This window comes from Hwangdonia sp., from assembly GCF_048381975.1.
Classification (GTDB): domain Bacteria; phylum Bacteroidota; class Bacteroidia; order Flavobacteriales; family Flavobacteriaceae; genus Hwangdonia; species Hwangdonia seohaensis.
In genome coordinates this window covers 33,105-44,815 of record NZ_JBLWYT010000008.1, presented here as the reverse complement: position 1 = coordinate 44,815, position 11,711 = coordinate 33,105, and the positions used below count along the sequence as shown (strand labels likewise).

Genomic DNA, 11,711 nt, shown 5'->3' with positions numbered 1-11,711 from the left:
TTTGAATTAATTAAAAAAAAGCCTAATTTTGCACGCTCAAATTTTCAGGTGTACTTTAAATTAAATTACACTGAAGAAATTTAAAATTTATGAGAAAAAGTATTGCAAGTTACTTAACCCTCGCACTTACAATATGTATTCTATTGTACAGCTCGTTTTCATCTGATGAAACGATAGATTTGGGAAAGTATTCAACTGAAGGTTTAGTTTTAGACTACACCGTAGGTTTAGATGCTAATATTAATGATGATGATTTAGCGTTAAACGATGCCAATGAATTATTCGCTCCGTACTTAGGGAAATCATTTGTAGGTTTTAAGGAAGCTTTGGCTTTTAAGGAATCTGGAGGCGATTACTTTTCGGTAAACACTTTTGGATACTTGGGCAAATATCAATTTGGCGCTTCTACGTTAAAATTGATTGGTATAGACAATCCAGCAAAATTTTTAAAAAATCCAGCACTTCAAGAAAAGGCATTTATAGCAAATGCAGCGCGTAACAAATGGATTTTACGACGTGACATTAAAAACTTCGTTGGAAAACGAATTAATGGTGTGGTTGTAACAGAATCTGGTATTTTAGCCGCAGCACATTTAGCTGGTCCCGGTAGCGTTAAAAAATATTTAAGAAGCTACGGTTTAGATAATTTTACTGATGGATACGGTACAACGGTTCAGTATTACATGAAACGTTTTTCGGGTTACGATACCTCTTTTGTAAAGCCCGATAGAAAGGCTAAAGCCATATAACAGAAACAAAATTTAATGCGTTTCAGTTAGGGAAAACTAACTTTTATGAATAATAAATATGGTAGGTCTTTTATGAAAGTCTACCATATTTTTTTTCCAGGCATTTGCGTTTTGTGTTTTAATAAACTCGGTAGGCAGTGTAATATCGCAAGCCACACATATATCGGTATTGTTGTCTAATATTTGGCTCAAATCCTCAATCATTTTATTGTTTCGGTAAGGTGTTTCAATAAAAATCTGCGATTGGTTTTGCTCAAACGATAAGCGCTCCAAGCGTTTTATTTCCTTTTTTCTTTCAGCTTTATCAATGGGCAAATAGCCATTAAAGGCAAAGCTTTGTCCGTTCATTCCAGAGCTCATCATCGCCATTAAAATGGAAGACGGCCCAACTAAAGGGATAACTTTTATGTTTTTTTGATGCGCAAGTTTTACAACATCTGCTCCAGGATCTGCTACACCCGGGCAACCCGCTTCAGATAATAACCCAACATTGGTGCCTTTTAAACAAGGTTCTAAAAACTCGGGCAATTCGAGAGCATCGGTAAATTTGTTTAAATGAAACATATGTAATGCCGATTGCGATTTTCCCGAACTTATTTTTTTTATGAATCGTCTAGCGGTTTTTTCGTTTTCAACAATATAAGTGTTTACGTCTTCAATAACTTTTTTTACCGATATGGGTAAAACCTCAAGAGGAGCCGTATCGCCTAATGTGGTTGGGATAAGGTATAAATGACCAAGTTGATTTTCCATTTAATTGATTATAAGCTTTTTTACAATTTTTGATGCCTTGTTAGTACAAATCTCTACAAAATATAAACCACTACGGTAATTTTTAGTAGAAATATTCAGGATTTGTTTGTTTGATTTTGAAAAGGTTTTAATTTTTTGACCGTGAATATTATAAATAGAAATGGATTCTACCGAATTGAATTTTGAGGATAAATCGATGGAAATACTACTATTTGCTGGATTGGGATACAATTTGATTTGAATCGAGCCAGGTACATCTGTACTTAAATTTGGGTCGATTATTTTATAAACATTAGAGCCACCAGCGATATAGAGTTCGCCGTTATAATCTTCTCCAAAACATGTCCAACCCCGAGTAATATTTGGTGTTTGCATAGCCATGGACCAACTGGAACCGGTATCGGTTAAGATACCGATTTGTTGTTTGCAATAATCGGCAAAAAAATACTTGCCCATAAAACTAGGAAACATGGTGCCTCTGTACACGTAGCCACCAGTTACCGAACCAGAACATCCGCTTCCCACATGGGCGTATTCAGCAACAGGAGCAATGGTCTCGTTAAAGTTTGCGGGACAGTTGCCGCTATCATTATAAACGTGGTTATTGCCCTCATAACACCTCCAGCCATAATTATCACCGGGTGAGCCAGAGCCCGTTACTTTGTTTATTTCTTCGAATGCATTTTGCCCAACATCGGCAATCCACAAATCGCCATTTGATGTATCGAATGAAAATTTCCAAGGATTCCTTAATCCGATTGCAAAAATTTCCGGACGCGGATCATCAGGTCCGTTCGCAGAACCCGAAAACGGATTTGAACTTGGAATGCTATAGGTGCTTCCGCTCACATCTATCCGCAAAAGCTTGCCTAAAAGCGAACTGGTGTTTTGCGCTCTATCTCCTGGGTCGCCACCGCTTCCTCCGTCACCAGTTGCGATATATAAAAAGCCATCTTGCCCAAAAGCTAGTTTCCCGCCGTTATGATTTTCAAAAGGTTGGTTTATTGTAAGCAATCTGGTTTCAAATGTGTTGGCCACATCTGGGTTTGTACTTACCGTATATCTCGCAATAATGGTGTTGGGTTTTGTTGTGCTTGTATTATCGGTGTAATTCACATAAAATCTACCAGACGTTGTGTAATCCGGGGCAAAAGCTAAACCTAATAGTCCGCGTTCTCCACCAGAGCCAACTAAGCTTGAAATATTTAAAAATGGTGTGGGGTTAACTGTGCCGTTGGCATTTAGAATTTTTATCACGCCTGCTTTTTCTACAATAAAAAGTCTGCTATCGCCTGCATTTACAATTTCAACGGGATTTGAAAAATTAGGCCCAAAGCTTTGCAGTTCCACAGTTTGCGAAAACCCGAAAAATATAAAACAGCAAAAAATTATGACTGGAAGTTGTGGTTTCATGATGCATCTTTTCTCGTAAAGTTAATAAATAAGATGCTGTTTTATGCTAATTACTAGTGGTTTAACTTGTTTACAATGTTGTCGCAGGCCTCGTCGAGCATTTTAAAAACATTCTCAAAACCTTCATCACCACCGTAATAGGGATCCGGAACATTATAGTTTTGGTTGGGATAAACTTCATTTAAAATAAACTTTACCTTGGCCATGTCTTCATCATTTCTAGCTAAAGCAATAACGTTTTTAAAGTTCGATTCGTCCATCACATAAATAATATCAAAGGCATCATAATCCGAAACACTAAATTGCCGGCCTTTTAAATGGGAGATGTTTAATCCATATTTTTTTGCAACGTTAATGGAGCGCGGGTCAGGAGCTTTGCCAATATGATAATTTGCTGTTCCGGCAGAATCTACCAAATATGTATGGTTAGGAAGTTTAGAGCGCATAATACCTTCGGCCAAAGGCGAACGACAAATATTACCCAAACAAACCATAAGAATTTTAGTCATAATAGTATTCCGCGAAAGCGATAGTTTTAGGTGTTAAACCGATAATTTTTTTGTGATATCTTCAACATATTTTCTGAATTGCTTATCGGTTGAAGATAGGTTGTCCACCGTTTTGCAGGCGTGCAGCACAGTAGCATGGTCGCGTTTACCAATTTGAGAGCCAATACTTGCTAACGATGCTTTTGTTAGTTTTTTAGCAAAAAACATAGCCAGTTGTCTTGCCTGTACAATATGGCGTTTTCTGGTTTTAGATTGCAGTGTATCGACATCCATTTGAAAATAATCGGATACAATTTTTTGAATATAATCGATGGAAACCTCGCGCTTTGTATTCTTAACAAATTTCTCAACGATTTGTTTTGCGAGCTCAATGGTAATTTCTTTTTTATTGAATGAGGATTGTGCAATTAACGAAATAATGGCACCTTCTAATTCCCTAACGTTGGTTTTAATGTTTTTGGCAACATACTCAATAATATCATCTGGCATTTCAACGCCATCGCGATAGAGTTTGTTTTTTAATATGGAAACGCGGGTTTCAAAATCGGGATTTTGCAATTCCGCCGAAAGGCCCCATTTAAAACGAGACAGCAAACGCTGCTCGATATCTTGCATATCAACAGGCGCTTTATCACTTGTTAATATAACTTGTTTTCCGTTTTGATGTAAATGGTTGAATATGTGGAAAAACACATCCTGAGTTCCGGATTTCCCGGAAAGGAATTGCACGTCGTCAATTATCAACACATCGATAATTTGATAAAAATGAATAAAATCATTTCTATTGTTCTTTTTTACCGAGTCTATATATTGTTGCGTAAATTTTTCAGCAGAAATATATAAAACCGTTTTTTCGGGATATTTGTCTTTAATATCAACACCAATGGCATGCGCTAAATGCGTTTTGCCTAAACCAACACCACCAAAAATAAGCAGCGGGTTAAATGATGTGCCACCTGGTTTGGCTGCCACAGCTAATCCTGCGCTTCGTGCCAAACGGTTTGAGTCGCCCTCTAAAAAGTTTTCGAAGCTATAATTAGGATTGAGCTGAGACTCGATCTTTACATTTCTAATGCCTGGAATGACAAACGGATTGCGCAATTCAGGGTTTTTATTGTTTAAAGGAATATCAACATCCTGCGCTTTTACGGCACTTCGGTTCGCACTTGGAATTTTTTCGGTAAACGGTTGTTTGTTGCCATACGTGTTTTCCATTTTAATAATGTAAACCAGTTTGGCTTTTTCACCCAACTCTTTAGTTAAAGATACTTTAAGGATTTTTACATAGTGCTCTTCAAGCCATTCGTAGAAGAATTTACTTGGTACCTGAATGCTTAAAGCGTTGTCTGTAAGTTTAACTGCTTTTATTGGCTCGAACCAAGTTTTATATGCTTGCGGCTGAATATTATCCTTTATAAATTCAAGACAATTATTCCATACCGATTGCGCAGTTTTACTCATTTTTAGGCGTTGTAGTTTGTTTGTTAGTTTAAATTTGAGAGAAATTTTTCGAATTCCTTACCCTCATTCTGTTTGGCAAATATGTGAACAAAATTCTTAAAAAAAAAATCATTTGCTATTGAATTTTTAGAATTTTTTCCTCATGTTTAAGCTCTAGCCGAAACTACAAAAAATTATTTAATTCTGCTTATGAAAATCGATGAAATACAAATTAGAGTGAGATATGGTGAAACAGACCAAATGGGAATCGTATATTACGGTAATTACGCATTATATCTTGAAGAAGGACGAACGGAGTGGTTGCGTAAGTATGGGTTAACATATAAATCTATGGAAGAAAAAGGTATCATGCTTCCTGTGGTTTCAATGTGTATAAACTATAAGAAATCAGCAGGTTATGATGAGCTGATTAATGTAAAAACTCAACTAAAAAAAACACCTTCTGTTAAAATTGAATTTGAGTATGAAATTACGAATGAAAAAGGCGAAATTTTAACAACTGCTGAAACCACATTGGTGTTTGTTGATGCCAAAACCAATAAACCCGTTAAAGCGCCTCAATATCTTTTGGATGCTTTAGAATAGGAAATTTATATTTCTTTAATAACTATTTCAAAAAGGTTGTTGAAAATTTCAAAAACCTGTAAAGCATCTTTTTTTCTGACCGATATTGTTATTTGGCAATCCAGTTCTAATTTTTGATTGGTAATGTTCAGGTTTTTTTCTTTGATAATACGCATTACCGTGTTCATATTTTTGTAATCGAACGTAATAAGATAATCTACATTTATGGTTTTTTTTAAAATCTTAGAAGCTTCCAGAGTTAATTGTGCTGTGGTTTTGTAGGCGTTTATTAATCCTCCAACACCTAATTTAACACCGCCAAAATAACGCACAACAACAATTAGAATGTTGGTCACATCAAAGGATTGTATTTGCCCGTAAATGGGCATACCTGCCGAATTATTGGGTTCGCCATCGTCGTTTGCCCGATAGCTTATATTTTCCGTTCCTATTTGGTAGGCATAGCACCAATGTCTTGCAGCGTGATGCTCTTTTTTTAAATTGTTTATATGGAGCTTTACCTCGTCTTCAGAAGTTATGGGGTAGGCGTAACCAAAAAACTTACTGTTTTTATCTTTAAATAAAACAGCTTCAGTTGATTTTTTAATTGTTTTATATGTGTCTTTTTCAGTCAAATAAATGGGTTTTACTATTGAAAAGATTTGCAACATCTTCGGTGTCTGGGTTAATGTGCCATGTTTTAAAGCCTAAAGCTTCGGCGGTTTTTATGTTATCTTCATTATCGTCGATAAACAAACATGTGTTGGCTTTTATTTTATTTTCGTTTAAAACGAATTCAAAAATATCATTATTTGGTTTTCTTAATTGAATCTCGTGCGATAAATAAAAAGCATCAAAGCTGTTTTTAAAACTTTCGTAAAACGGAATGTTTTCTATAATCCAATCAATATGAAGTGCATTCGTGTTGCTTAATAAGATGAGTTTGTATTTTGAAGTTGCTTTTAGTTCCTTTAAAAATGCCAATCGGTGTTCTGGGAAATCTTTCAACATAAAATTCCAAACCTCAATGAGTTCTTCTTTTGAAAGCTCCGGGAAATTTTCAGCATAAAACCCTAAAAACTCATCGGTAGACATTAATCCCTGCTCGTATAAGCTGTTTATGGCTATCATTTCATCAGAAAGCGTTTCAATTTTAAAAGTGTTTAGCGCATGTTGTAAGGCACCGTTTATATCTAAATTGATAAATACGTTGCCAAAATCGAATATTATGGTTTTAATCATTTATATAAATTTTAAGATTATCGGTCGTTATTTTTTCTTCCGAAATTACTTTGCCGTTAAATTGTGGTGCCTTAACACCTTCGGTAAACAGAGCACTTCCGGTAAACACCCGTGCTTCATCCCAAAGATTTTCGTTTATAAAGGTTTGTAGTGTTTTTGCACCGCCTTCAATAATAATGGAGTTTATGTTTTTTTTATAAAGTAAAGTGCAAATCTGTTTTGCTATATTTTTTGTAAAGTCAATGGTGCTTTTGTCAATAACAATGGTTTCAGCGTCATCGTTAAACACAGCACATTCGTTTGATAGCTTGTTGTCTCTATCAATCACGACCCTAATTGGGTTTTGTCCTTTCCAATCTCTAGTTGTTAAACTCGGGTTATCTTGAATTACGGTATTGGTTCCCACTAAAATAGCTTGTTCTTCGGCGCGCCATTTGTGTACCAATTGTCTTGAAATCGCATTGGTAATCCAAACGGGTTTTTGTTCGTTTTTTGTTTTTGGCGCTATAAAACCATCAGCGGTTTCGGCCCATTTTAAAATAATATACGGTCGTTTTTTGTTGTGAAACGTAAAAAATCGTTTATGGTGATTTTTACATTCGTTTTCTAAAATACCAACCGTAACGTTGCAGCCAGCGTTTTTAAGTTTTTCGATGCCCTTTCCCGCCACCTTTTCATTGTCATCAACGCAACCAATAACCACATTTGGTATTTGGTGCTTAATAATTAAATCGCTGCAGGGTGGTGTTTTTCCAAAATGCGAACAGGGTTCTAAAGTTACATACAGCGTAGCTTTTTTTAATAATGATTTGTCGGCAACCGCATTAATGGCATTTACCTCGGCATGATTGCCGCCGTATTTACTGGTATAACCTTCGCCAATAATGCTATTATTATAAACAATAACAGCGCCAACCATAGGATTTGGTCTGGTAAATCCTAGGCCGTTTACAGCAATTTGTAAACAGCGTTTTATGTATGTTTCGTGGTTTGCCAATATTATAACTTAATCTTTACATGCTCGGTTTTGTCAATATTGTAAGTATACGAAAATCCGAAAACCTTATATGTTATATCGCCTTTATATTGCACTTTTAGTTGTTTGCTAAACAAACTGCCAAGTAATCCGCCAAGGTTTTTATTGCTAAAAATACTATCGGTAGGCACATTGGCCTTTAAAGGAATGGCGAATTCTTTTTTGGCCGGGACATTAAAACTTTCGGTAGAAACGGTGGCCATTTCATTATCGTTAACAAACACCTTTATTTCATCGGTTTTTAAAGCACCACCAATATCATTCGGATTTAAAAATAGGGCATCAGCAGTAATGGTAATATATTTTGAAGTCGATTCAACAACTTTTATGTTTTCAACATTTAAAAACACAGGTTTTTCCTTTACAGAGCAACCCGATAAAACAAACCACATTGTTGATAAAATAATCAACATCTTTATTTGCGGGTTTTTATATTTAAGTATCTTCACTTGCATAAAAAGTCTGTTTTAAATGAGTAAAGATACTATAGTTATTCGAGAAATTAGGCCCGAAGATAACGCGCAAATTGAAGCCGTTATTAGAGCGTGTTTTCACGAGTTTAAAATCCCGTTGGAAGGTACGGCATATGCGGATGATGAAACCCCAAGAATGTACGAATCGTATCAAAACGCCAACGATGTTTACTATGTTATTGATGATAACGGTGTTGTTTTGGGCGGTGGTGGCATTAAGCCTTTAAAGGATTTTGAAGCGGAGGTTTGCGAAATTCAAAAAATGTATTTTTCACCAAAAATAAGAGGGAAGGGTTATGGTAAATTAATGTTTGAAAAATGTATGGAAGCTGCAAAAAAAATGGGTTACAAACGGTGTTATTTAGAATCGGCACCACAGCTTAAAGCGGCCATTCATATTTATGAAAGCAGTGGTTTTAAACATTTAAAAGGCGCGTTGGGAAATACAGGACACTATTCTTGTGGTGTTTGGATGATAAAGGAATTATGACAGCAAAGGACATTCAAAATAAATTTCACGAAGCGTTGGATACTATTTACAATAAAGAAGAAGTAGATAGTTTCTTTTTTATGCTGATAGATTCCTATTATAAAATTTCTAGAATACAATTGGCCATGGCACCCGATTTTAAAATAGAAAACAAAGATGAAATTTTGAATGCTTTGGAAGCTTTAAAACAAGAAAAGCCCATTCAATATATTTTAGGCGAAACCGAGTTTTTTGGCTTGCCCTTTAAAGTAAATAAAAATGTTTTGATACCACGACCGGAAACCGAAGAATTGGTGGAATGGGTGATTTCAGAATTCAAAAATAATATCCAAAATTATCACACTGAGGGTGGCAAAAGTAAAGCATTCAGAATTTTAGATATAGGCACGGGAAGTGGTTGCATTGCTATTTCTTTGGCTAAAAACTTGTCAAACGCCAAAGTTTATGCTTTGGATGTAAGTGAAAAAGCTTTAAAAATTGCCAAGCAAAATGCCGAATTAAACCAAGTGGAAATTGAATTTATTGAAGCTGATATTTTAAGGGCGGAAGACCAGAGGGCCAAAACCGAAGCTGTTTGGGATTTAGGGTTTGAAAATATAAAATTTGATATCATCGTTTCCAATCCGCCGTATGTGCGCGAGCAGGAAAAAATGCAAATAAAAAACAATGTTTTAAATAACGAGCCACATTTGGCGCTGTTTGTAAAAGATGAAAACCCGTTATTGTTTTACGACGCCATTTCGCGTTTTGCAACCCATAAATTAAGCGATAACGGTATGCTCTTTTTTGAAATTAATGAATATCTTGGCAACGATATGATTCGGTTGTTAAATGACAAACGGTTTAAAAATATCGAACTAAAACAGGATATCTTTAGAAAAGATAGAATGATAAAAGGGAGCAAAATATAGTTGGCAGTATGCAGTCACGGTATGCAGTCAAAAAACCATAAATTGTGGCAAACAAAAAATGAACATAAAACAACACATACAAAACCTGCGCAACGAATTACGGGAACACAATTACAATTATTATGTGCTTGACAATCCCACCATTTCAGATTACGATTTTGATATAAAACTAAAGGAGCTCCAAGAGCTGGAAGCAAAACATCCCGAGTTTTTTGATGCCAACTCACCAACACAACGCGTTGGGGGCGAAGTAACCAAAAATTTTGAAACCATTGCACACGAGCACCGTATGTATTCGTTGGATAATTCGTATTCAAAAGAAGACCTGCAAGATTGGGAAACCCGCATTAAAAAGTTGGTCGATGGGGCTATTCAATACACTTGCGAACTTAAATACGATGGCGCTTCTATAAGTTTAACTTACGAAAACGGACTATTGGCCAAAGCAGTAACCCGTGGCGACGGATTTCAAGGTGATAACGTAACGGCAAACGTAAAGACCATAAAATCGGTGCCATTACAATTAAAGGGAGATTATCCGCCAAAATTTGATATTCGTGGTGAAATCGTTTTGCCCTTTGACGGGTTTCATAAAATGAACGAGGAACGTATCGAGTTGGGCGAAGAACCTTACCGAAACCCAAGAAATACGGCGTCTGGAAGTTTAAAACTACAGGATAGCGCAGAAGTTGCAAAACGGCCGCTGGAATGTTTACTGTACAATATTACGGGCTCCAATTTAGGCATTAAAACGCAATTTGAAAGTTTGGAAAAAGCCAGACAATGGGGGTTTAAGGTTCCAGATGCTGCAAAACTTGCTCATTCAATCGATGAAGTTTTGGAGTTTATAAATTATTGGAATGTACATCGACACGATTTGCCGTACGAAACCGATGGTGTGGTTGTTAAAGTGAATAGTTTGCAACAGCAAGAAGAATTGGGTTATACCGCAAAAGCACCACGTTGGGCTATGGCGTATAAATTTAAAGCAGAACAGGTTTCGACGCGGTTAAACGAGATTACGTATCAAGTTGGTCGTACGGGAGCCATCACCCCTGTGGCCAATTTAGAACCCGTTGAGTTGGCCGGTACAACCGTAAAGCGGGCATCGTTACACAATGCCGATCAAATAGAAAAATTGGATATTAGGGTAGGGGACATGGTTTTTGTTGAAAAAGGCGGGGAAATTATCCCAAAAATAATTGCTGTGGATTTAACAAATCGGAAACCGCATTCTGTCCCAACCCAATACATTACCCATTGCCCTGAATGTAACACCGAATTGATACGACAAGAAGGTGAAGCCCAGCATTATTGCCCCAATTACAATGGTTGTAAACCTCAAATAATTGGTCGCATACAACATTTTATATCCAGAAAAGCCATGGATATTGAAGGATTGGGAGGCGAAACCGTAGCGCTGTTGGTTAACGAAGGTTTGATTGATAATTATTCTGATTTATACGAGTTAACAAAAGCACAGGTAATGCCTTTAGAGCGCATGGCAGAAAAAAGTGCCGAAAACTTGGTTTCGGGTATTGAAGCGTCAAAACAAATTCCTTTTGAGCGTGTTTTGTTTGCCTTGGGCATTAGGTTTGTTGGAGAAACGGTTGCAAAAAAGTTAGCTAAACATTACAAAAGTATTGATGCTATTGCTAATGCTTCAGAAGAAGATTTGGTAAATGTTGATGAAATTGGCATTAAAATAGCTCAAAGCGTAACAGCTTTTTTTCAAGATGAAAAGAATGTTATTATTCTAAATAGGCTAAAACAGTTTGGAGTTCAGTTGGAAATGTCTGCCGATCAACTTAAAGGGCAAACCGATATTTTACAAGGGCAATCCATTGTGGTAACAGGTGTTTTTGAATCTATATCCAGAAACGATTTAAAAAAACTTATCGAAGACAACGGTGGCAAGGTGAGTAGCTCCATTTCATCAAAAACGAGTTATATAGTTGCGGGTGCCAATATGGGGCCAAGTAAAAAACTAAAGGCCGAACAACTAAATATAGATATTATAAACGAATACGAATTCTTACAAAAAATAAAATAAATTTCAATTTTCATCGATAAAATACATTTTAATTCCGTTTAATTGTAGAATTTGTTT

General features: G+C 36.1%; 13 protein-coding genes. 5 read left to right on the top strand and 8 right to left on the bottom strand.

What is annotated here, in order from left to right; genetic code table 11:
• Positions 1-89: 89 nt before the first annotated feature.
• Complete coding sequence (locus ACN5J7_RS13930; protein ID WP_418604368.1) at positions 90-749, top strand: peptidoglycan-binding protein LysM; 660 nt, start codon at positions 90-92, stop codon at positions 747-749.
• Positions 750-785: 36 nt separating this feature from the next.
• Here ACN5J7_RS13930 and ACN5J7_RS13925 read toward each other — a convergent pair whose 3' ends face one another.
• The 4 genes from ACN5J7_RS13925 to dnaA all read right to left on the bottom strand — a co-directional run bounded on the left by ACN5J7_RS13925 (position 786) and on the right by dnaA (position 4,885).
• Positions 786-1,502, bottom strand: coding sequence for an SAM-dependent methyltransferase (locus ACN5J7_RS13925; protein WP_418604367.1), 717 nt, complete (start codon positions 1,500-1,502; stop codon positions 786-788).
• The gene (locus tag ACN5J7_RS13920; protein WP_418604366.1) at positions 1,503-2,852 is read right to left on the bottom strand and encodes a PQQ-dependent sugar dehydrogenase; all 1,350 of its coding nucleotides are present in this window, start codon (positions 2,850-2,852) and stop codon (positions 1,503-1,505) included.
• Positions 2,853-2,968: 116 nt separating this feature from the next.
• A complete protein-coding gene (locus tag ACN5J7_RS13915; protein WP_311938865.1) occupies positions 2,969-3,424 on the bottom strand; it encodes a low molecular weight protein-tyrosine-phosphatase in 456 nt (151 codons plus the stop codon).
• A gap of 33 nt (positions 3,425-3,457) precedes the next feature.
• Positions 3,458-4,885: a chromosomal replication initiator protein DnaA gene (dnaA, locus tag ACN5J7_RS13910; RefSeq protein WP_311938863.1), complete on the bottom strand. Its 1,428-nt coding sequence runs from the start codon at positions 4,883-4,885 to the stop codon at positions 3,458-3,460.
• A gap of 189 nt (positions 4,886-5,074) precedes the next feature.
• On the opposite strand from dnaA, the gene ACN5J7_RS13905 reads away from it, so the two are divergent.
• Positions 5,075-5,470, top strand: a complete 396-nt coding sequence (locus ACN5J7_RS13905; protein WP_311938861.1) for a thioesterase family protein — start codon at positions 5,075-5,077, stop codon at positions 5,468-5,470.
• Between the two features lie 5 nt (positions 5,471-5,475).
• Here ACN5J7_RS13905 and ACN5J7_RS13900 read toward each other — a convergent pair whose 3' ends face one another.
• From ACN5J7_RS13900 to ACN5J7_RS13885, 4 genes are read right to left on the bottom strand one after another with little or no spacing between them, the layout of a single operon-like run.
• Positions 5,476-6,084, bottom strand: coding sequence for a YigZ family protein (locus tag ACN5J7_RS13900; protein ID WP_311938860.1), 609 nt, complete (start codon positions 6,082-6,084; stop codon positions 5,476-5,478).
• Entirely contained in the window at positions 6,077-6,691 is a 615-nt protein-coding gene (locus ACN5J7_RS13895) for an HAD family phosphatase (RefSeq protein ID WP_311938858.1), read from the bottom strand. Before ACN5J7_RS13895 ends, ACN5J7_RS13900 begins: the two co-directional genes overlap by 8 nt.
• Positions 6,684-7,688: a bifunctional diaminohydroxyphosphoribosylaminopyrimidine deaminase/5-amino-6-(5-phosphoribosylamino)uracil reductase RibD gene (gene ribD / locus ACN5J7_RS13890; protein WP_311938856.1), complete on the bottom strand. Its 1,005-nt coding sequence runs from the start codon at positions 7,686-7,688 to the stop codon at positions 6,684-6,686. Before ribD ends, ACN5J7_RS13895 begins: the two co-directional genes overlap by 8 nt.
• Positions 7,689-7,690: 2 nt before the next feature.
• Complete coding sequence (locus ACN5J7_RS13885; protein WP_418604365.1) at positions 7,691-8,182, bottom strand: LEA type 2 family protein; 492 nt, start codon at positions 8,180-8,182, stop codon at positions 7,691-7,693.
• A gap of 16 nt (positions 8,183-8,198) precedes the next feature.
• Between ACN5J7_RS13885 and ACN5J7_RS13880 the strand changes: the two genes are divergently transcribed.
• From ACN5J7_RS13880 to ligA, 3 genes are read left to right on the top strand one after another with little or no spacing between them, the layout of a single operon-like run.
• Positions 8,199-8,690 carry a GNAT family N-acetyltransferase gene (locus ACN5J7_RS13880; protein WP_311938852.1) on the top strand — a complete coding sequence of 164 codons (492 nt, stop codon included), beginning with the start codon at positions 8,199-8,201 and terminating at the stop codon, positions 8,688-8,690.
• Positions 8,687-9,601, top strand: a complete 915-nt coding sequence (prmC, locus tag ACN5J7_RS13875; protein ID WP_418604364.1) for a peptide chain release factor N(5)-glutamine methyltransferase — start codon at positions 8,687-8,689, stop codon at positions 9,599-9,601. Before ACN5J7_RS13880 ends, prmC begins: the two co-directional genes overlap by 4 nt.
• 58 nt (positions 9,602-9,659) lie before the next feature.
• On the top strand, positions 9,660-11,654 hold the full coding sequence (ligA, locus tag ACN5J7_RS13870) for an NAD-dependent DNA ligase LigA (protein ID WP_311938849.1): 1,995 nt from the start codon (positions 9,660-9,662) through the stop codon (positions 11,652-11,654).
• The last annotated feature ends 57 nt before the right edge of the window (positions 11,655-11,711 follow it).